The following is a 20,240-nucleotide window of genomic DNA, read 5'->3' on the forward strand; positions in this document are numbered from 1 at the left end:
CTGTAATCCTCTAAATCATTCGAGTCGCGTCAAGGCGGCAACTGAGCAAAGCCCAGGAGCTTACATTAGTAAGTGACTGGGATGCGCGAGGGCAGCCAACGCAGGAGCGGCTCGAAGGATGACGAGAATTTTATTTGCCGACTAAAGGAGGGACAAAAGCAATCCCCATATCCCACGGCTGCTCAATCCACGTGTCCTGCGGAATATCAATCACGTAGTCATCAACCAGCGGCGCACCGGCCGGCTTGGCGAACATGGTGATGAAGTGCGCTTTCGGATACATATCGCGAATAGCTTTGGCGGTGCCGCCGGTATCTACTAAGTCGTCAACTACGATGAAGCCTTCACCGTCACCTTCGGCGCGTTTCAGCACTTTCATTTCGCGCTGATTGTCGTGGTCGTAGCTTGAGATGCACACGGTATCAACGTGACGAATGCACAGTTCACGGGCCAACAGGGCGGCAGGAACTAAACCGCCACGGCTCACCGCGATGATGCCTTTCCATTGTTCTGCCGGCAGCAGGCGTTTTGCCATGGTGCGGGCGTGGATTTGCAGCATGTCCCAAGTTACAACGTATTTTTCGCTCATATAGGTGTCCCAGCCAGTGAAATGACGGCTTCTAAAAATGTATTCGGGGGGAAGAAAAAAGGTTGCGCGAGATTATAGTGAGTCCAGCTCACAAAAACCAGCGGTTATGAGGCCGGAACCCCGCAAACCCCAAGGATTTTCCACTGCCTTACGCGCACAGCTTAGGATTAAGTGATATTCTGTTTGACCAGCCGCCACACAGGATGGCAACTGGATCGGATGAATAATTAACCTTAAACCTACAGCATCTCAATCAGTTCACCGGCCAATGCCTTCTGACTGAGCTGACTGTTACAGGAGACTCATAGTGTCTGAATTGTCTCAACTTTCGCCACAACCGCTGTGGGATATTTTTGCCAAAGTTTGCTCGATTCCACACCCTTCTTATCATGAAGAAGCGCTGGCAAAACACATCGTTGAATGGGCACAGGAAAAAGGTATTCACGCTGAGCGTGATGAAGTCGGCAACATATTATTGCGTAAGCCAGCCACTAAAGGCATGGAAAATCGTAAAGCCGTCGCCCTGCAGGCTCACCTCGACATGGTGCCGCAGAAGAACAACGACACTGTTCACGATTTCACCAAAGATCCCATCCAGCCGTACATTGATAACGGTTGGGTAAAAGCACGCGGCACCACGCTGGGTGCTGATAACGGCATCGGTTTAGCCTCTGCGCTGGCAGTATTGGCTGACGAATCCGTGGAGCACGGCCCGCTGGAAGTGCTGCTGACCATGACCGAAGAAACCGGCATGGCAGGCGCATTCGGCCTTCAGCCAAACTGGTTACAGTCTGAAATTCTGATCAACACTGACTCAGAAACCGAAGGCGAAATCTACATGGGTTGCGCCGGTGGCATCGACTTCACCTCTACCCTTTCCCTGACTCGCGAAGCCGTTCCTGCGGGCTACAGCCTGCTGAAACTGACCTTCAAAGGCTTGAAAGGCGGCCACTCCGGCGCTGACATTCACTTAGGTCTGGGCAACGCCAGCAAACTGCTTGCTCGCTTCCTGGCTGACAACGCTGAAGCTCACGGCCTGCGCCTGATTGACTTCACTGGCGGTACGCTGCGTAACGCTATCCCACGCGAAGCCATTGCGATCGTTGCCGTTGCTGCTGACAAAGCCGACGCGCTGAAAGCCGCTGCCCAAGAGTTTCTGGCGACGGTTCAATTCGAACTGGCTGCGGTTGAGAAGAAAATTGCTTTCGTAGTAGAAGCGGCGCAAAGCGACGCAAAAGCGCTGAACAAAGAGAACCAGCACCACTTCCTGTCATTGCTCAACGCCACGCCAAACGGCGTGATCCGCATGAGCGACGACGTGAAAGGCGTAGTTGAAACCTCTCTGAACGTCGGCGTTGTCACCATGACCGACGGCGAAGTGGCGATCAACTGCCTGATCCGCTCCCTGATCGACAGTGGCAAAGAGTACGTAGTCAGCATGCTGACTTCTCTCGGCCAGCTGGCTGGCGCTAAAACTTTGGCGAAAGGCAGCTATCCTGGCTGGAAACCAGAGCCAAGCTCTCCGGTCATGACGCTGGTACGCGAAACCTACCAGCAGCTGTTCGACAAGACGCCAAACATCATGGTTATCCATGCCGGTCTGGAATGTGGTCTGTTCAAAAAGCCATATCCAGACATGGACATGGTGTCTATCGGCCCAACCATCACTGGCCCACACTCGCCGGATGAGCAAGTTGAGATCGAAAGCGTTGACCTGTACTGGAAGCTGCTGACCGCCCTGCTGAAAGCGATCCCAGAGCGTAAGTAATAGTTTCTTTTCCTCCCTCTGAAAAGGGGGAGGAATCAAAACCAAAACCAAAGAAGATAAATCGTTTTCAGCCTTACTCCCAAGGCAGCAGCAACTGCCTCTCGATCTGCGGATCTTGCAAAGTCACATGTAACCCCACTAGCCGTACACCTCGACCGCCCCGCCGCTGTTCCCAAGCTTCATACGCCACCTTCAACAAATCATTTTTATTCAACACCGGCCACACGTGCTCTTGGGTGGTTTGCTGGAAATCGTGAAACTTCAGCTTTATACCCTGCCGGGCAATTCGCAGATCAGGGCTAACGCGGCTGAGCCGGGTTTCTAGCTCGGGATAGAGTCTGTCGATCAGTGCCACGCACTCTTCCCAACTGTGAATATCTTCGGCCAGCGTGCGTTCGACCCCCACAGATTTACGCAGGCGTTCTGACGAGACTTCGCGCTCGTCGATGCCCTGACAGCGTTCCCACAGCACGCGACCAAACTTGCCGAAGCCTTTTAGCAGCTTCGCCAAATCATAACGCTGCACGTCGCCACAGGTGATCAGGCCGTGCTCCTGCAAACGTTTTGCCGTCACTTTGCCCACGCCGGGGATTTTGCTCAGCGGCAGGTCTTGCAAGAAGTCGGCAACTTTATCTGGCGTTATCACGAACTGGCCGTTGGGCTTATTTAAGTCGGAGGCGATCTTAGCGAGGAACTTGATGGGCGCGATCCCGGCCGACGCCGTGAGGTTGATTTCATCAGAAATAGCCTGACGGATCTCAGCGGCGATAAGCGTTGCAGAGCCATTGCACTGGGTCGATTCAGAGACATCGAGGTAAGCCTCGTCGAGCGAGAGGGGTTCAATCAGCGAAGTGTAGCGGGAGAAGATTTCACGAATATGGTTGGAGGCTTCTTTATAGGCTTCCATCCGGCCGGGGATCACTTTGAGGTGCGGGCAGAGCTTGAGGGCCATGCCGGTGGGCATCGCGCTATGGACGCCAAACTTGCGCGCCGGATAGTTTGCCGTGCTGATCACACCGCGGCGATCGCGGCTGCCGCCGATGGCAATGGGGATATCACGCAATGAAGGATCGTCGCGCATTTCAACTGCCGCGAAGAAGCAATCCATATCGACGTGAATAATTTTACGCATAGCCCCTCCCAATGACTGTACAAGCATACAGTATCAAGATGGAAATTCAAGTCTGCTGAGTTAACCCATAGAGTAGACAAATATTAAAATTGCCGCTTATTTATCCTAATAATAGTTATCTCAATTTTAGATTGAACACTTACAAATAATCGCTTTTGAGTATGAATTTAATATTTTTTTCATAATCTCTCTGTATATTAATTGCTCCATTGTCTCTAAAAGGAATTAGTTATGATCAGCTTTAATCGAAAATTGTTATGCACCACGTTGTTATGCAGCGCTCTGTTCCCGCTGACTGGCTTTACAGCAACGATTAGCGGCGCGCCGCAGATCATTGCCCATCGCGGCGGCACGGCTGATGCTCCAGAAAACACGGTTCCCGCCATCGAACTGGCGCTAAAAAATGGCGCGGATGCCATTTGGATCACTGTGCAGCTCTCCAAAGATAACGTCGCGGTGCTGTATCGCCCGTCCGATTTAAAATCCCTGACCAATCAGAACGGGCCGGTGTCGCAGTACACGGCACTGGAATTGTCAAAAATGGACGCTGGCTGGGCCTTTGGCAGCGGCGATAACCATCCTTATCGTGGTAAAAACATCGGCATTCCTCGTCTGGAAACCGTGCTCAACGCCTTCCCAAAAACCACTTTCTATATTGATATCAAGACGCCGGACGCCAGCCCTGCTGAGATGGCGAAAGCCTTAAATAAGGTGCTCGACAACACGCATAGCCAGCGCAGAGTGCGGATTTACTCCACCGACAACCAATATCTCGAAGCCCTTCCGGCCTCTATTCCACGCTTTGAGAGCCGCGATACCACTCGCACCGCGCTGGCTAATATCACCATGGCGCACCTGTGCCAGATTAAAGCTGATGACAAAAGCCGCTGGTATGCGTTGGAAATGAAACGTGAAGTGGAAGTGGTGGAAAAATACACCTTGGGTGAGGCGCGCTCTAAAGCAACGCTGGCGTGGGATAAAGAGGCGATGGACTGCTTCCGTTCACAGGGAGAGGCGCACATTATTCTGATCGGCATTAATAATCAGGCTGACTATCAACAGGCCAAAGCGTTGGGGGCTGACGGCGTGTTAGTTAACTCACCGGCTGACTTCAAAAACATTCCTCGCTAAAGATATTCCCCGGCAGAAATGTCGGGGTATTCACAAAAAAGCTGTTCAAAAAGTAAACTAAATCATTTTTTCACACTTTAACTGTAAATTTATTCCTAGTGGGATTGCTAAAAAAGCCACCAGCATTAATATGGCATCGAATCATGCATGTTTAATGCCGATTGTATATCAGTGGCGGTCTTAAAGATCTTCGTATCTGTAGACAAAATAATCAGACCTAAACCCCACATAATTGAGATTGCCGCGATGTCAGCAGCAACAGCAACTATCAAGGGGAATCGTTAAGCAGGAATAAGAATGATCAGAATCGCGCTGTTACTTGCGATGCTCCTCAGTTTGCCCCTTTTTACCCTCGGCACCGCGGCCGCCAGTGAGCCTGTCCCGGTTGATCAAGCGTTAAAACAGAAACTTTTGGGTTCCCCGGTTTATATCCAGATCTTTAAACAGGAACGCAAACTTGAGCTTTATGCCGAACTTCAGGGCGAATATCGCCTGATCGGCACTTATGGTATTTGTGATTTCTCGGGCGGTTTAGGAAATAAACGCCGCGAAGGGGATTTCAAAAGTCCGGAAGGTTTTTACAGCGTCGATATTCACCATTTAAAGCCTGACAGCAAATTCTATCGCGCGATTAACATCGGTTTTCCGAATGCCTACGACACGGCTCAGGGCTATTCCGGCAAATATTTAATGATCCACGGTAACTGTAAGTCTATCGGCTGTTATGCGATGACCGATCAGTACATGGATGAAATTTTCACTTATGTGCAGGCGGCTTTCCAATACGGCCAGCGTAACGTGCAAATCAGCATTTACCCGTTCCGCATGACGGATGCCAATATGGCGTCGCACAGAAACTCTTCTTACATCAGCTTCTGGAACGAGTTGAAGCCGGGCTATGACTACTTCCAGAAGTATCATACGCCGCCAAACGTGGTAGTCAGTTCAGGTAAGTATGTACTGACTCAGCCGGTGCAAACCACTCCGCTGGGATCACAGTTGGCGTTCACCACAGTGAAATAAGGCGAATTCACCTGGAGCAATCTTGTTCCAGGTTTCATTACCCGTTAATGGCTGGGTAGCGATCACCGTGACGACATCATTGGGTGTCGTCTGCTGCTGAAAATCGATTTCCACATCCTGGTCCAACAACGTTGCCTTGCCAAACGGCGCTCTGCGCGTGATCCAATACAGATTGGTCGAGCAGTAAGCCATCACGAAGCGCCCGTCCGACAACAGCATATTGAACACGCCCTTCTGCCGCATTTGGTCAGCCAGCGACGCAATATAGCGAAACACCGCAGGCCAGTTGCCCGGCGTGCGCGGATAGCGCTCAGTCAATTTATGCAGTAACCAGCAGAAAGCGAATTCACTGTCAGTCTGGCCGATGGGCCTTAGAGTGCCGGTGTCCAGCTGGCGATAGCCGCGCAGCTGCCCGTTGTGTGCGTAGGTCCAGTTGCGGCCCCACAGCTCACGGGTAAATGGATGGGTATTTTCCAGCGACACTTCGCCGCGATTCGCCTGACGAATGTGCGAAATCACCGCGCAGGATTTGATCGGATACTCCTGAACGAGACGGGCAATGGGCGAATTAAAACTCGGATGCGGATCTTTAAAGGTGCGACAACCGTTACCTTCATAGAAAGTAATACCCCAGCCATCTTTATGCGGACCCGTGCCGCCACCTCGTTGCACCAACCCACTGAAACTAAAACAGATATCAGTAGGAACGTTGGCGCTCATCCCGAGCAATTCGCACATTGCCAGTCTCCTTTACATCAAAAGCCTTAGGCTTTTGCCATCTCTTTTTCGATTAATAAAATCAAAATGTGAATCACTTTAATGTGGATCTCCTGTACGCGATCCGCGAAACCAAAGTGCGGTACGCGAATTTCAACGTCAGCTGAGCCATCCATCTTGCCGCCGTTTTTACCGGTCAGGGTGATGACTTTCATGCCTTTCGCGCGCGCCGCTTCAATCGCTTTGATCACGTTGGCGGAGTTGCCAGAGGTGGAGATCCCCAGCAGCACGTCGCCCTTCTGCCCTACAGCTTCAACATAACGAGAGAAAATATGGTCGAAACCAAAGTCGTTACCTACGCAGGAAATGTGGCTGACGTCAGAAATGGCAATTGCCGGATAGCCCGGGCGGTTTTCACGGTAACGGCCAGTCAGTTCTTCAGCGAAGTGCATGGCGTCGCAGTGCGAACCGCCATTACCGCAGGAAATCACCTTCCCACCCGCTTTAAAAGAATCCGCTAGCAGCACGGCAGCACGTTGAATTGACTCAATATTTGCTGAGTCACTGATGAATTTATTCAGTGTGTCAGCAGCTTCGTTCAGTTCACTACGGATAATATCCAGGTACATGGCAGCCTCTTTTTATGTCCATTTTCAGCAATAAAACGTTCCGCCACGCAGTGTAACGGATTGCCGAAACAGCGAGAAGCCAAGAAGCGGTAATCAATCTGAATGTTTGTGATTTTGACCCTTAGTGCGATCGGTTTGTGAGCCAAGTTGTAATTAAGATGTAAATACATTGATAAAGAAATGGACCTGAACTAAAACCAATATATCACTCTAACAGGTCAGACCTCCTACAACTGGGGAGATTCATCATGATGGTTCTTAGTATTGTTGCCTTGCTCGTTATCATCGGTGTGTTGTTCTATCACCGCGTGAACTTACAACTTAGTAGCTTGATTATTCTGGCTTTTACCGCCGCCATGGGCGCAATTCACCTGTGGACTCTCTGGCTGCTGGTGCCGCTGGCGATTGTCTTGCTGCCGTTCAACATTCCGGCTCTGCGCCGTTCACTGTTCTCCGCGCCGGCTCTGCGCACCTTCCGTAAAGTCATGCCAAGCATGTCGCGCACGGAAAAAGAGGCGATTGAAGCCGGTACCACCTGGTGGGAAGGCGACCTGTTCAGCGGCACGCCTGACTGGAAAAAGTTACAGGACTACCCGCAGCAGCGCCTGACGGAAGAAGAGCAGGCCTTTATTGACGGCCCGGTGGAAGAAGCCTGCCGCATGGCGGATGACTTCCAGATAACCCATGAGCTGGCAGACCTGCCGCCAGAGCTGTGGGCCTATTTGAAAGAGCACCGCTTCTTCGCGATGATCATCAAGAAAGAGTACGGCGGCCTCGAATTCTCGGCTTACGCTCAGGCTCGCGTGCTGCAAAAGCTGGCGGGTGTATCCGGCATTTTGGCCATCACCGTCGGCGTGCCTAACTCCCTCGGCCCGGGCGAACTGCTGCAACATTACGGTACCGATGAGCAGAAAGATCACTATCTGCCGCGTCTGGCCCAAGGTTTGGAAATCCCTTGCTTCGCCTTAACTAGCCCGGAAGCAGGCTCTGATGCCGGTGCCATTCCCGACGTTGGCGTGGTGTGTAAAGGCCAGTGGGAAGGCAAAGAAGTGTTGGGCATGCGCCTGACCTGGAACAAACGCTATATCACGCTGGCGCCTATCGCTACCGTGCTGGGACTGGCCTTTAAGTTGAAAGACCCGGACCACCTGCTGGGCGATACCACTGAGCTGGGTATCACCTGTGCGCTGATCCCAACGGATACCCAAGGCGTGGAAATCGGCCACCGTCACTTCCCGCTGAACGTGCCTTTCCAAAATGGTCCGACGCGCGGTAAAGACATTTTCGTGCCTATCGATTACATCATCGGTGGTCCGAAAATGGCCGGTCAGGGCTGGCGCATGCTGGTTGAATGCCTGTCGGTTGGGCGCGGTATCACCCTGCCATCCAACGCCACCGGCAGCCTGAAATCACTGGCGATGGCGACCGGCGCTTATGCGTATATTCGCCGCCAGTTCAAACTGCCTATCGGCAAAATGGAAGGTATCGAAGAGCCGCTGGCGCGCATTGCCGGTAACGCCTATGTCATGGATGCCGCGGCAACGCTCATCACCAACGGCATTATGCTCGGTGAAAAACCGGCGGTGCTGTCAGCCATCGTTAAATATCACTGTACCCACCGTGGCCAGCGCGCCGTGATGGACGCCATGGATATCACCGGCGGTAAAGGCATTATGCTCGGCAAAAGTAACTTCGTGGCCCGTGCTTATCAGGGTGCGCCAATTGCCATCACGGTAGAAGGCGCCAACATCCTGACTCGCAGCATGATTATCTTCGGCCAAGGCGCTATCCGTTGCCATCCATACGTGCTGCGTGAAATGGCGGCAGCAGAAAGCAACGATCTGCAAGATTTTGACCGCGCGCTGTTCGGCCATATCGGCCACGTCGGCAGCAACAAAGTGCGCAGCTTCTGGCTGGGCCTGACCAACGGCCGCACCAGCAAAACGCCGGCCAAAGACGCGACGGCTCGCTACTATCAGCAGATTAACCGCCTGAGCGCCAACCTGGCCCTGCTGTCCGATATCTCCATGGGCGTGCTGGGTGGCAGCCTGAAACGCCGCGAGCGCATTTCGGCCCGTTTGGGTGACATCCTCAGCCAAATCTATCTGGCGACGGCGACTCTGAAACGCTACGAAGAGGAAGGTCGCAACAAGGAAGACCTGCCGCTGGTGCATTGGGGCGTGCAGGACTGCCTGAATCAGGCGGAAATCGCCATTGAAGAGCTGCTGCGTAACTTCCCTAACGGACTGGTAGCGGGCGTGATGCGCTTTGTTATCTTCCCGCTGGGCCGTGCTCAGGCCGCCCCTTCTGACCAACTGGACCACGAGCTGGCGCGCATTCTGCAAGTGCCATCAGCCACCCGCAGCCGCATTGGTCGCGGCCAGTATCTGACGCCAAGCGAGCACAACCCGATTGGTCAGTTGGAACAAGCCCTGATGGACATTTTGGCCGCCGAGCCGGTGCATAAACGTCTGTCCGACGCGATGGGTAAAAAGCTGTCATTCACCCGTCTGGATATTCTGGCGCAAAAAGGACTGGATGCTGGTCATCTGACCCCGGACGAAGCCCGAATTCTAAGCCGCGCCGAAGAGAGCCGCCTGCGTTCTATCAACGTAGACGAGTTTGAAGCCGACGAGCTGGCGGCAAAAAAGCCAGAGCAGGAAGAGAAGAAAGTGGTGAAACCACGGCAGACTGAAGCCGCATAATACGCGAGCCGCAACGTAAAAAAGCCTGAGTGTGTCATGCACTCAGGCTTTTTTATTTGCGGCCAAACCGGACGGCTTGGCCAGCTGGCTTTAGGCTTTAGACGGACGGACTCGTGCGGTCAAACCTTTCAGGAAGTAGCGCAGAACCTGATCGCCGCAAGGACGGTAGTTCTTGTGGCCTTCTTTGCGGAAGAACGCGCTCAGTTCGCCTTCGGACATTTTGAAATCGGCGGCGGCCAACACGCTCAGCATGTCTTCGGTTTTCAATTCAAAAGCCACGCGCAGCTTCTTCAACATGATGTTGTTGGTAACGCGTTTTTCTACTTCTGGCACCGGGAAACGGTCGTCTTTACCACGTTTGAAGGTGATCAAACCGTTGAGGAAGTTAGCCATGACTTCGTCAGGTACTTCCATATAGCCCTCTTCGTCCTCTTTTTTCAGATAGCGGGACATCACTTCCGGGCTGACGGGCACGCCGGTCGTTTTGAGGATCTCAATCAGTCTGCCTTCGCTTAAATCAAGCATGTGGCGCACGCTGCGCAAGACGTCGTTATGCATCATAATTCTGTATTCCTGTATGGAGTAAACCGAGGAAATGCCACTGGGTTCACCCCTTCGCACCTCGAAGCGGCAGATTATACAAGAAACTGGCGCGCTTCGCTGAACTGACGTTCACGTCCGGCATCTATACAAAAAAAAAGCCTCTGAGATGACTAATCTAAACAGCTAATCGATATATCCCATCATAATAAACTCGCCCCCTGTTAATTTCATTTTATAAATCAAAAACAAAAAATAGAATTAATTAATCGAACAAATAAAAACAACAGATAATAAGCCTCAGAATAAAAATCATTAAAATATTATAAGAGCATTAACTCTCGACAAAAAAACCATTGCATTTTATCTCGCGCATACATAACAATCTCTCTGCCATTAGATATCTGCGATTAAATAATCACTGCACCAGGGGTTATTTATTATCTATTTAATGCCAAAAATTACAGTCTTTCCAAATCGCCATTAGCATACATAAGGAATGTGTCGTGAAAGAACAAATTAATATGCTTAAGAATAAAGCTAACGCGTATAAAAAATTTAGAAAACAGCGAGGGATGTCATTACTCGAAGTCATTATCGTTCTGGGTATTGTCGGGACGATTGCCGCAGGTGTGGTGGTGCTTGCACAGCGCGCCTTCAGCAGCCAGTCCATCACTAAATTGGTGAGTAACACCAACAGCATCCGTTTGGCTGCACAGGAAGCCTATCGAAATACCAGCTACCCGGTTCCTTCAGCAACCGCCGGGGTTAACATGACGCCAACCACTATCCTCAACACTACTAACTCGAAAGTGATGATCGCGGCATTAGTGCAGTTAGGCAAGCTGTCTGAATCCGAAGCGAAAAACGGCATTTCTGGCGACTACTTCCATATGGGCGGTACCAGAATCAGCACCGTCGCCACCGCAGGATTGAAAGGCTTCTTCCTGACTGTAAACGGTTTAGATCAAACCCAGTGTCGTAACATCATTACCCAAATCGGTAATCAGTGGGACTACGTTGGCGTGGTGTCCGCCGCGCCGGGTGTTGATGCCGCCGCGCCAGCCTCTCTTGATGTCGCACCGGGCCCTGCCGTGTTGAGAAGCCTGCATTCTAACGGCAACATCACTATCACCCCTGCGGCAACCTTGGGCGTTTGTTCTGCCAACGCCAATAACGCCATTGTTTTAGGCAGTCGCTAAGCCTCGCCCCCTTCTCCTGCGGGAGAAGGGATCTCTTTGCTGACCATAACATTGGCCTCATCGTGTATAAATTCTCTCGCGGTTTCACATTGCTTGAAATGTTAGTTGTGCTGGCAATCATCGGCCTTGGCATGGCTTTTACAATGGATTTAAAGCAAAAGAAAGTTGAAGAAATTAAACAACGACAGACGGCAAAACTGATAACCGGTGAGATACGCGGCCTGATTGACTTTATTCAGCAAGGTAAGATTTCTGTTATTGAAAACGGTAAAGGGAATCATTTAAAAACCAATCCGCTTTATGACTTAACATTAACCGGAGCCAGAAAAGATATTTACAGCAAAAGAGTCACTAATTATAAATTTGCGGATCCCCTGCAAACCGCCAAATTCTTTGAATGGCACAGTTCTGTAAGCCAAAGGAGCTATTTCACCAGCAATAGCTGCGGGCCTGAATCACTAAATACGCCCTACCATTTCGAGAAAGAGTACCTTCCTTGCGCCTACCCTAGCCAGCTTAAGAATGATGTATTAAATATTGTCCGCGTTGATTTTGTCGGCGATCCCTCACGTTTGGATATCGATCGGGTAGATTTTATTATCAGCTACACTCCTTTGACCCAAAAAGCAGAGGATAAGCTGAAGTTCGATAGCTACCTTCAGGCTTTTAATCAGGCGTTTGAGAGTACGGGACTGAGCTATTCACACGCCCATATTCTGGTTCGCCCTCTGGGTAGCTCGACGAATTCAGCCTGGACGCTGCTGATGACGGGTAGCGGCAGTAAGAGAGAGCCGGTGAATTTTGGCGACATGAGTCGCTATATCGCCAGCGCCGAAAGCCATCTGCAACAGCAATTTGGTATTCGTTTCTCCGTTAGCACGAAAAACGAGCACACAGGTAAAAACGGGGCTGACAAGCTCTGCTGGGATGGCACCAAATCAAAATCAACGCTCTGCCTCTCAAGTGCAGACGGGCAAGGCTATAACCATTCCGATAACCAACTGCTGGTTTTGCAAGCAGAAAATCCCGACGGTACCAAGACGGTGGGCACCCTGCTTTCAAACGTGATCCTCGAAAGCCCGGGCAGATATACCCATTCTAAGCCGGAACTAACCACCATTCCGCTGATCAGCTATGCCGCCTTCGGTAATAGCATGAATACCGATGTTCCCCCTTTAGCGGGAGCCAGATATGACCAAGATTACATGGGACCGCTGCTAGAAGAAGGGGGCAGAATCACCCTGCCCGTCCAGCGCTGCCCCCTTGGCCCAAATAATCGCCAGCTTTATCCGCGAATTGCGGCAGCCATTTCTTCCGTATCGTCCGATGTTTCCTATAACTCGAAACAGAATGTGGCGACACACCTTAGAGATTATTCCAATCCGGCATTAACTCGTTCCATTGCTCCAAGCTCCATATCTTCTGATTTTAGTAAAGTTGAAATTCAGGTTAACCGTTACGGAAAGATATGGGTCGTGACCTCCACCGTGGCGGCTTATAACCGGGCCTATGAAAAAACCTTTAGCTACCGTAACCCAAGCTCCGTATCTGTGGTGATCACCAGATGGTGCAGCACGATTGAAGTTGATTATTCACGTAGTTATTTCAGAAACCCATTTGGACAACCTAATTAATCAGTGCAACTTCAGGATGTGATTATGAAAGGGATATTTAAAACGCTATCTGCACTCATTTTTTTGATTAGCTCAATGCCTTACGCGTCGCTGCATAGCGATAGTCACTCGGTAAAAAACGATAACGCGACGTTATCTGGCTCGCTATTAAATAAACCACTGCTGCATGCCGAAGTGACGATTCAGAACCAAATTCTGGTGCTGCATGAGAACCGGCTATTAAGTCAGGAAATTAAAACTTGGGCGAATAAAGTCGGCTACAAACTGCTGTGGAATAGCGACAGTGATTACATGATATTTACCGATACGGTGATATCAGGCAAAAACAATGATGAAATACTTACTGACCTGGGGAATATGTTTGCCTCAGAAAACTATGGCCTGGTGATTAAGTTTTACAGCAAAAATAAAGTATTAATCGTTGATGGGCAGTGATCTGATAGGGAAACAGTGATGAATAATAAATTATGGATACTTTGCTTGTCCGCCATGTTACCGGGCTGCACTCACTACTTTGACCAAAAATATGATTTGGATAGCGAAGCTAATAAGCTGCCGCAGGTGGTCGAGGCAGATGATACTAAAACGCGCCCCTATCAAAAATACAACACGGCCTTCCTCGGCAAGCGTGTTGAATATAGCGCCAAAAAACAGCAGCTATTGAGTCAAAATATCAATATTGAATCCTATGAGCCTATCGATCTCCAGACCTTGCTTGATACCGTCGCCGCCCAGGCGGGGATAAGTTATCGCATCAATGATTCGCTTCCCAATAGCGACAAGATGAGCAACCAAGGGCCTGAATATCAGGCACACAGCATCAGTTTTAAGGGCACATTCGAAGAGTTTATGCGTTACATCTCATCGCTTTATGATGTAGCAGCCAGTCTCGATCACAATAATGTTTTGACCACCAAGCTGTATGAAACCTATGCCATCAAACTCGATTTCTATGGGCAAAATAATAAATCCGAAACGTCACTCGACCTGTCGAGTAATGAGGTCAGCTCAGAAGGCGGCTTAGTTGCCAAGTCAGAAACCAAGTTTGAATCCTCCTTCTGGGAAGACGTTAAAGATATGGCGGAGAAGTATGTTTCCAGCGGCGTGTATAGCATTTTCAAAGATGCCTCTATTTTAACCTTTACCGCCAGACCTTCTGAATATAAGACGCTGAGCGCTATATTGAAAAAATACCAGACGGACAATAGCCGACAATTTATTGTGAGTTATAAAGTCTTTGTGCTGGATAAGCGGAAAATTAAAAAAGCCGGTGCCGCGTTGAACCTCGCCTTTGTTAACGGTGGCACGGGAATTAACCTCTCCACGGCGATGATGAAATCGGCAGAGGGTAGTCTTAAAGCATCGCGCCAGTTCTACACGCCCGACTCCGGGCGCATGCTGAATATTAATGCCCAGCTTGACGCGTTATATGAGCTTTCTGGATCACGGGTTTTGCAGAGCGGCACCTTCGTCACTCGCAATAATGTGCCGATCCCGTTAAATATGACCAAGAGACAAAATTATGTTTCCGGCCGCACCAGAACCATTAATGAAACGACTAACCGCGAAACCATTGAAATTACCACCGACAAAATCATTACGGGCACCAGCTTTATTATTACCCCACGAGTTCTGTCCGACGGGAGAATAGAAGTCTCCAGTGGTTTTACCAAACGTTTTTTAAATGGTCTGGATACCTTTGATTTGATTCAGCTTCCGGTGGTTACCACCACTGAAACCTTTAATGTTTCCACCGTTACGGCGGGCACATTATTAATGGTGAGCAAATATGAAGCCACGGAGACGTCAGACGGCCAGCGCGCCATGCTGTTAGGTGCGGGCGGCGAGAGCAACCAGTCAGATGTCACCGTCGTGATGGTGGTGGGTATTGATTATCATCAGGCGCCCTATACCTACAAATGAAAAATAACTTTATTGAACAACTCACCAAGAACAATATCGTGACGGGGTTAATCTGGGAGAATTCCAACTCAGAGAGCAACGCCAAGGGGTATCGCCAATGGATAGAAGCCACAAAAAAAAGCCATCATCAGGTGGTCTATGCTGATAAGCAAAATAAAAATCACTATGGCTATACGGATAAACCGGTTTTACAACATGATCCTTTCGCTACCTATATCAACACGCAGTTTGGCGACGGCATTTATTACGCCGCCACCGCGGAGGATCACTATTATTTATTAATCATTAATAACGGCCAGATTATGAGCGGGACGGACCGGTTAATGAGCAAAGCTTTTTTTAATGAGGTGATACGGCTGGTGCCGACCTCTGCTTATTGCCATTTAGAGATTATTCCCTTGCAAGATAAGCATATTGAAACCGTTGTTTTATTGTGTGAAAAACGCAAGAAAAGGCTGCGCAAACAGCGCGTCTTTTTCTATAGCGCCCTGCTGCTGGCTGGCATTGGCATATTGGGTTTAACCCTGGTGCTGTTGGACTTCTTTTTCTCCGGATAAATAACCATGCTGAATAAAGACTATATCTGGAAAGACATCACCCTCTCCGCTCGCAGGCTGCCGATTATTATCGTCATGGTTTTGGTGATTTTTATTCTACTGTCGATCAGCGGAGCCTATTTCCTGCTTTATGTCCCTAAAAAAGAGCGGCTGGCGCAGGAGCAGATTGCCCAACAAGAGATTGAGCAGAAGGTACAACAGGTCAAACAATATTATCTCGACAGCTTTACCGGCGGGCATATCAGTAGCCTCAACAGGCTGCTGACCGAGATCGCCCGCAGCCGGGTTCCATTGGAAATGGCGGGCTATCGGGAAGAGAATATTACCTGCGACACCACCCGTTGTGATTTCCAATATCTATTGAAAGATCATGCGATATTTAGCTTACAGCTAAAGAAATTTTGGCATCACTATTTTATGGCCAGCTTTGCTGCGAGCGAAATCAACTATCAAGGAGTGCCATCAAAGCTGGAAAATCATCCTTTGCTGCAAAAATATCAATCTGGCGACGCTATTACATTGCCGCAATGCGTCAATTTATTGAGTTATATTCACTCCCACAACACCACCGTGGCGAATAAAGAGAAATTAAACCTCCTTACCGCGCCGGAGTCTTCAGTTGCGCCCCTAGAGCAAGAGATCGGCGCGCGCCTTGCCCGGCGGTACAACATATTAAATGCCACATGGGAGATAGAACTTCCGAGGGCGTCTATTTATGTGATGCAATATTTCACCACGCTCGCCTATCCGGATGCCTTCTTTATTAAAGAGGTCGTCGTGAGTAAAAAAGGGACAAAAATATCAGGAGGATTGTTATGCAAAAATGGACATTGATAGCATCGCTGTTGCTATTCCCCGCTGCCCTGAGTGCGCAGGCCGAAAATATCTTCCCGCCTCTGGCAAAGCCTAATGTTGAAATTCCGGCAGAGGCGCCCGAGCAGGATCACATTGCCAGCATGATGGAAGATAACTTCTTCTTTGAAACGGAGCATAGAAAGCTGGCTAACGAGCTGGCGCTGGAAGAGCTAAGAAGCAAGCTGCATAAGCTTAAAAATGCGCCCTTTCAAGACGATGAGTCATCGTCATCGCCCTCCTACAGTCAGGCCAGCAGCGCCCAAATGCCCTTCTCCAGCGAACCTAAAGTCCTGCTGGTTTCTAATATCGCCGGGGTTCAGCGCGTAGCCGTGTCGACAGGAAAACAGGTCAAAATGATGCGCCTCAACGACGTTTTTCACGCCAATGGCAAGGCGTACAGGCTGTTCCCCGGCGCTACGGATGGGTTAGTGACCATTAAGGAAGTCACGCCGTGAGCTTTGAATACCTGAAACTTGAGTCTCCCGATATCACCGGCAGCGGCTGGCTGTTTAAAGAATATGATGAGCACCTGCTCACGGCCTCTTTGGCAGATAAGCACTACCTGATTTGCCCGCGCCCGCTGCTGGAGTATCTGCCGCTGATCCAATTTGATCTCTGGCGGCTGAGCAAAGCCCAGTCGCCGAACATCAGCGGCATCGTGCAGGTCAGCGACGGCGCGTATTACGAAATCCTTGAAGAGCTATCCTCGCAGAATCGCCAGTTAGCCGCGCTGGGCACCAGCTCAACCCAAAAAACGCTGGAGCAGATCCTGCTCTACGCCGTGGACTCCGGCGCCAGCGATTTGCATATCACCCGCAATGAAGTGGTGGCGATCATTGAGCTGCGCATCAATGGCGTGCTGACCCTCTACATGCAGATGAAATCGCAGAAATGCGATGAGCTGGTCTTCGTGCTCTACAACGTGGAGGCCAGCACCAAAGACACCACCTGGAATCGCAACATTCCGCAGAGCGCCAACATTCTCTACATGCTGAACAAGAAGAGTTATCGCTTTCGCTATGCCCACTTTCCGATTTTTGGCGAAGAGGATGGCTGCTACCACGCCGTGCTGCGCATCATCCCCTCCGGCGTGTCAAAAACCGTGGTCGCCAGCCTGGATAAGCTGGGGATCAGCCATGCCGAATTGGACGACCTGAAAAAAATCCTGCGCAACCCGTACGGCGCCTACATCATCTCGGGCACCACGGGATCGGGGAAATCGACCACCTTAAAGAATCTGATGGAGTGGTTGCAGATCAATCGCTATGGCGACAAAGGCTGCTTCCTCACCGTCGAAGATCCGGTGGAGTATCAAATCTACGGCGCGAAGCAAAGCTCGGTGCTGAATGCCGAAGACGGCGGTTTTCACGTCGCCATCAAATCCGCGCTGCGCCGCGACCCGGACGTGCTAATGGTGGGGGAAATCCGCGACAGCATCTCCGCCAACGCGCTGGCCGGAGCCGTCGAAAGTGGTCACTACTGCTTCACCACGGTCCACGCCGGCAATATTGTTTCGCTATTGCAGCGCCTGTGCGCCATGGGCATCACCAGCGATAAGCTCTCGACGCCCGGCTTTATTGCCGGACTCCAGTGCCAAAAGCTGGTCCCTATCTTGTGTAACGCCTGCAAAAAATCCACCTGCGCCACCGACTACGGCAAGGCCTATGCCCTATTTGCCCGGAATAGCGATGGCTGCGACGCCTGCAAGCATACCGGCGTGGCGGGGCGACAATTGGTGGTGGAATACATGTTGCCGACCCACGCCGAGCTGGAATGTATCGCCAAAGAGCAGTGGCTCAAAGTCTATGGCCTGTGGCGCAACAAACGCGCCCTTTCGACCTCACTCACCGAGGGTTTTGAAATCAAAGAGAAAGTGTTGGCCGCCGTGCTGGAAGGACGCGTCTGCGCCAACTGGTTTGCCATGGAGTTTGGCACCCTGCTTGAAGAGGACATGGAGGTTCTGCTTGAGAAAATTAGCTAAATCGCAGCGTCTGTATCTGTACCAATTTTGCGCCGACATGATCCATGCCGAGCTGCCGCTCTATGACACGCTGCTCAAACTCCAGCAAGAAGGGGCAAAATTGCTGGGCAAAGGCTTCAGCCATAAGCTCAAAAACATTACCGACAGAATGCGGGAGAGCACCTCGATATCCGCGGTTTTTGAAGAACTTATCCCGCGCGATGAGCTCAGCGTTATTCACGCCGCCGAGCGCAGTGGCAGCCTCGCCGACGGCTTTCTGACGCTGGTTAACGTCATTCGCTACAACGCCGAACTGAGTAAAAAACTTATTTCGGCGGTGATCTTCCCGATCATCATGCTGGTGCTGGCGTTTATCGTGATCGCGGGTTACGCCGTCAAGGTGTTTCCAGCCTTTGAAGCGGTGGTGCCCATCAACAGTTGGCCGGGCGTGACGCAGGCGTTGTACCACTTCGGCAAGGCGCTGGTTGAAGGCTTATGGCTAAAAATCGTCGTGGGCGTCATCGCTGGCGTTTTCCTGATTCGCTTTACCATGGGCAACCTGACGGGCTTCTTCCGCGATCGCTGTCTGGATAAAATCCTGCCCTTCTCCACCTATAAACAGATTGGCGCATCGGTATTTCTTAACAATATGGCGCTGATGCTGAAAAACGGCATTCCCATTAACGATGCTTTGGAAATCATCAAGTTAAACTCCAATCGCTGGCTCAGACACCATATCGATAGCATGCTGTATAAGATGTCCCACGGCCAAAACTACGGGGAAGCCCTCGATAGCGGCCTGTTTGGGCATGAGGAGCTGTTAAACATCAGCCTGTACGCCGGACTTCCCTCTTTTAATCAGGTGCTTAACTCAGTTTCCAGCCGCTCGCGGGACAAGATTCAGGGATATATTCATAAATTGTCCGGATTGCTGAAATCCCTCGCCACGCTGGTGCTCGGCGGCTGCGTGATTTGGGTCTTTGTCTCGCTGTTCGCCCTGTCGGACACCATCTCCCAAATGACCTCCTTCTAACCACCTGTCTGGACTACGCCCGTGACCGAATTTTTGCGCCTGTTTTACCCCCCGCTGATGTGCCTGATTGGCTTGATCATTGGCAGTTTTTTAAATGTGGTGATCTACCGACTGCCGCTGATGCTGTACCGCGACGACGCCGCCGCGCCTGCCATAAACCTAAGCTGGCCCGCCTCGCACTGCCCGAACTGTCAGAAAAAGGTGGCGAAGCGCGACAATATTCCCGTGCTGAGTTGGCTACTGCTGCGCGGCCGCTGCCGTCACTGCCACATGCCGATATCCGTACAATATCCGCTGATTGAAGCCCTCACCGGACTGGCTTTCCTGCTGTTAGCACTCCGCTACGTGCCAGCCTACAGTGAAGTGCAACTGGGCCTGTTTGCCCTGATGTTCGCCATTTTGCTCTGCCTGTCGGTGATTGATTTTCACCATCTGCTGCTGCCCGATCCGCTGGTGTTTCTGCTGCTGTGGAGTGGCCTTGGCGCGTCGGCAATGGGCTATCTGCCCCTGCCGCTGGCCGATGCCGTGCTGGGCGTGATAGTGAGCTGGGGCGTACTTAGCGCGCTGGGTTGGGGATATCAGAAAGCCCGTCGGATGGAAGGCTTGGGGTGGGGCGACATCAAACTCTTCGCTGCGGGCTCCGCGTGGTGTGGCCTGCAGGCCCTGCCGCAGCTGATTCTGGCCTCGGCGCTGTTTGGCATCGTGGCACATATTCTGTCAGTAATGCGCCGACGTCGCCTTAAACAGCCCACCGGGTCAGAGCCGCCCTACTTCCCTTTTGGGCCGTCCATTGCCTTGGCGACCCTGCTGCTGTTCCATCTAAATCTGTCGTGACGGGCATA

General features: G+C 51.0%; 19 protein-coding genes. 14 read left to right on the forward strand and 5 right to left on the reverse strand.

Annotated elements, in window-relative coordinates; all coding sequences use genetic code 11:
- Positions 1–130: 130 nt before the first annotated feature.
- A complete protein-coding gene (gene gpt / locus ACT3RT_RS09640; protein ID WP_353501164.1) occupies positions 131–589 on the reverse strand; it encodes a xanthine phosphoribosyltransferase in 459 nt (152 codons plus the stop codon).
- 307 nt (positions 590–896) lie between these two features.
- On the opposite strand from gpt, the gene pepD reads away from it, so the two are divergent.
- Positions 897–2,357: a beta-Ala-His dipeptidase gene (gene pepD, locus ACT3RT_RS09645; protein ID WP_353501163.1), complete on the forward strand. Its 1,461-nt coding sequence runs from the start codon at positions 897–899 to the stop codon at positions 2,355–2,357.
- A gap of 73 nt (positions 2,358–2,430) precedes the next feature.
- Here pepD and dinB read toward each other — a convergent pair whose 3' ends face one another.
- A complete protein-coding gene (gene dinB / locus ACT3RT_RS09650) occupies positions 2,431–3,489 on the reverse strand; it encodes a DNA polymerase IV (protein ID WP_353501162.1) in 1,059 nt (352 codons plus the stop codon).
- A 231-nt stretch (positions 3,490–3,720) separates the two neighbouring features.
- On the opposite strand from dinB, the gene ACT3RT_RS09655 reads away from it, so the two are divergent.
- Together ACT3RT_RS09655 and dpaA are read left to right on the forward strand one after the other, a co-directional pair.
- The gene (locus tag ACT3RT_RS09655) at positions 3,721–4,620 is read left to right on the forward strand and encodes a glycerophosphodiester phosphodiesterase family protein (protein WP_353501161.1); all 900 of its coding nucleotides are present in this window, start codon (positions 3,721–3,723) and stop codon (positions 4,618–4,620) included.
- A gap of 297 nt (positions 4,621–4,917) precedes the next feature.
- Positions 4,918–5,643 carry a peptidoglycan meso-diaminopimelic acid protein amidase gene (gene dpaA, locus ACT3RT_RS09660; protein ID WP_034787907.1) on the forward strand — a complete coding sequence of 242 codons (726 nt, stop codon included), beginning with the start codon at positions 4,918–4,920 and terminating at the stop codon, positions 5,641–5,643.
- Here the strand turns inward: dpaA and ACT3RT_RS09665 are convergent.
- Together ACT3RT_RS09665 and lpcA are read right to left on the reverse strand one after the other, a co-directional pair.
- Complete coding sequence (locus ACT3RT_RS09665; RefSeq protein WP_034787904.1) at positions 5,614–6,381, reverse strand: class II glutamine amidotransferase; 768 nt, start codon at positions 6,379–6,381, stop codon at positions 5,614–5,616. The two genes, dpaA and ACT3RT_RS09665, sit on opposite strands and share 30 nt — an antisense overlap.
- 26 nt (positions 6,382–6,407) lie before the next feature.
- On the reverse strand, positions 6,408–6,989 hold the full coding sequence (gene lpcA, locus ACT3RT_RS09670) for a D-sedoheptulose 7-phosphate isomerase (RefSeq protein WP_353501160.1): 582 nt from the start codon (positions 6,987–6,989) through the stop codon (positions 6,408–6,410).
- Positions 6,990–7,237: 248 nt separating this feature from the next.
- Between lpcA and fadE the strand changes: the two genes are divergently transcribed.
- Positions 7,238–9,694 carry an acyl-CoA dehydrogenase FadE gene (gene fadE / locus ACT3RT_RS09675; RefSeq protein WP_496202879.1) on the forward strand — a complete coding sequence of 819 codons (2,457 nt, stop codon included), beginning with the start codon at positions 7,238–7,240 and terminating at the stop codon, positions 9,692–9,694.
- Positions 9,695–9,784: 90 nt separating this feature from the next.
- Here the strand turns inward: fadE and ACT3RT_RS09680 are convergent, their stop codons facing one another.
- On the reverse strand, positions 9,785–10,255 hold the full coding sequence (locus tag ACT3RT_RS09680; RefSeq protein ID WP_353501158.1) for a YehS family protein: 471 nt from the start codon (positions 10,253–10,255) through the stop codon (positions 9,785–9,787).
- Between the two features lie 503 nt (positions 10,256–10,758).
- Between ACT3RT_RS09680 and ACT3RT_RS09685 the strand changes: the two genes are divergently transcribed.
- From ACT3RT_RS09685 to ACT3RT_RS09730, 10 genes are all read left to right on the forward strand, one after another.
- Complete coding sequence (locus tag ACT3RT_RS09685) at positions 10,759–11,436, forward strand: type IV pilus major pilin (RefSeq protein ID WP_353503910.1); 678 nt, start codon at positions 10,759–10,761, stop codon at positions 11,434–11,436.
- A 62-nt stretch (positions 11,437–11,498) separates the two neighbouring features.
- Positions 11,499–13,070, forward strand: coding sequence for a type II secretion system protein (locus ACT3RT_RS09690; RefSeq protein ID WP_496202880.1), 1,572 nt, complete (start codon positions 11,499–11,501; stop codon positions 13,068–13,070).
- 24 nt (positions 13,071–13,094) lie between these two features.
- A complete protein-coding gene (locus ACT3RT_RS09695) occupies positions 13,095–13,505 on the forward strand; it encodes a TcpQ domain-containing protein (RefSeq protein WP_353501156.1) in 411 nt (136 codons plus the stop codon).
- Positions 13,506–13,523: 18 nt separating this feature from the next.
- A complete protein-coding gene (locus tag ACT3RT_RS09700; protein WP_496202881.1) occupies positions 13,524–14,993 on the forward strand; it encodes a type II and III secretion system protein in 1,470 nt (489 codons plus the stop codon).
- Positions 14,990–15,550: a hypothetical protein gene (locus ACT3RT_RS09705; protein WP_496199491.1), complete on the forward strand. Its 561-nt coding sequence runs from the start codon at positions 14,990–14,992 to the stop codon at positions 15,548–15,550. The genes ACT3RT_RS09700 and ACT3RT_RS09705 overlap by 4 nt, the downstream gene beginning before the upstream one ends.
- A 6-nt stretch (positions 15,551–15,556) precedes the next feature.
- On the forward strand, positions 15,557–16,384 hold the full coding sequence (locus ACT3RT_RS09710; RefSeq protein WP_496202882.1) for a hypothetical protein: 828 nt from the start codon (positions 15,557–15,559) through the stop codon (positions 16,382–16,384).
- Positions 16,366–16,860 carry a hypothetical protein gene (locus tag ACT3RT_RS09715; RefSeq protein WP_496202883.1) on the forward strand — a complete coding sequence of 165 codons (495 nt, stop codon included), beginning with the start codon at positions 16,366–16,368 and terminating at the stop codon, positions 16,858–16,860. The genes ACT3RT_RS09710 and ACT3RT_RS09715 overlap by 19 nt, the downstream gene beginning before the upstream one ends.
- Positions 16,857–18,386, forward strand: coding sequence for an ATPase, T2SS/T4P/T4SS family (locus ACT3RT_RS09720; RefSeq protein WP_485901861.1), 1,530 nt, complete (start codon positions 16,857–16,859; stop codon positions 18,384–18,386). Before ACT3RT_RS09715 ends, ACT3RT_RS09720 begins: the two co-directional genes overlap by 4 nt.
- Positions 18,370–19,398, forward strand: coding sequence for a type II secretion system F family protein (locus tag ACT3RT_RS09725; protein WP_496202884.1), 1,029 nt, complete (start codon positions 18,370–18,372; stop codon positions 19,396–19,398). Before ACT3RT_RS09720 ends, ACT3RT_RS09725 begins: the two co-directional genes overlap by 17 nt.
- Positions 19,399–19,419: 21 nt before the next feature.
- A complete protein-coding gene (locus ACT3RT_RS09730) occupies positions 19,420–20,232 on the forward strand; it encodes a prepilin peptidase (RefSeq protein ID WP_485901864.1) in 813 nt (270 codons plus the stop codon).
- The last annotated feature ends 8 nt before the right edge of the window (positions 20,233–20,240 follow it).

The organism is Ewingella sp. AOP9-I1-14 (genome assembly GCF_052375995.1).
GTDB classification, from domain to species: domain Bacteria; phylum Pseudomonadota; class Gammaproteobacteria; order Enterobacterales; family Enterobacteriaceae; genus Ewingella; species Ewingella allii.

Excerpts from the sequence above, each read along its gene's own strand:
- dpaA (WP_034787907.1), top strand. The coding sequence starts at position 4,918 with ATGATCAGAATCGCGCTGTTACTTGCGATGCTCCTCAGTTTGCCCCTT.
- ACT3RT_RS09710 (WP_496202882.1), top strand. The coding sequence starts at position 15,557 with ATGCTGAATAAAGACTATATCTGGAAAGACATCACCCTCTCCGCTCGC.
- fadE (WP_496202879.1), top strand. The coding sequence starts at position 7,238 with ATGATGGTTCTTAGTATTGTTGCCTTGCTCGTTATCATCGGTGTGTTG.
- ACT3RT_RS09700 (WP_496202881.1), top strand. The coding sequence starts at position 13,524 with ATGAATAATAAATTATGGATACTTTGCTTGTCCGCCATGTTACCGGGC.
- ACT3RT_RS09655 (WP_353501161.1), top strand. The coding sequence starts at position 3,721 with ATGATCAGCTTTAATCGAAAATTGTTATGCACCACGTTGTTATGCAGC.
- ACT3RT_RS09695 (WP_353501156.1), top strand. The coding sequence starts at position 13,095 with ATGAAAGGGATATTTAAAACGCTATCTGCACTCATTTTTTTGATTAGC.
- dinB (WP_353501162.1), bottom strand. The coding sequence starts at position 3,489 with ATGCGTAAAATTATTCACGTCGATATGGATTGCTTCTTCGCGGCAGTT.
- ACT3RT_RS09665 (WP_034787904.1), bottom strand. The coding sequence starts at position 6,381 with ATGTGCGAATTGCTCGGGATGAGCGCCAACGTTCCTACTGATATCTGT.
- ACT3RT_RS09680 (WP_353501158.1), bottom strand. The coding sequence starts at position 10,255 with ATGATGCATAACGACGTCTTGCGCAGCGTGCGCCACATGCTTGATTTA.
- gpt (WP_353501164.1), bottom strand. The coding sequence starts at position 589 with ATGAGCGAAAAATACGTTGTAACTTGGGACATGCTGCAAATCCACGCC.
- lpcA (WP_353501160.1), bottom strand. The coding sequence starts at position 6,989 with ATGTACCTGGATATTATCCGTAGTGAACTGAACGAAGCTGCTGACACA.
- ACT3RT_RS09705 (WP_496199491.1), top strand. The coding sequence starts at position 14,990 with ATGAAAAATAACTTTATTGAACAACTCACCAAGAACAATATCGTGACG.
- ACT3RT_RS09715 (WP_496202883.1), top strand. The coding sequence starts at position 16,366 with ATGCAAAAATGGACATTGATAGCATCGCTGTTGCTATTCCCCGCTGCC.
- ACT3RT_RS09685 (WP_353503910.1), top strand. The coding sequence starts at position 10,759 with ATGCTTAAGAATAAAGCTAACGCGTATAAAAAATTTAGAAAACAGCGA.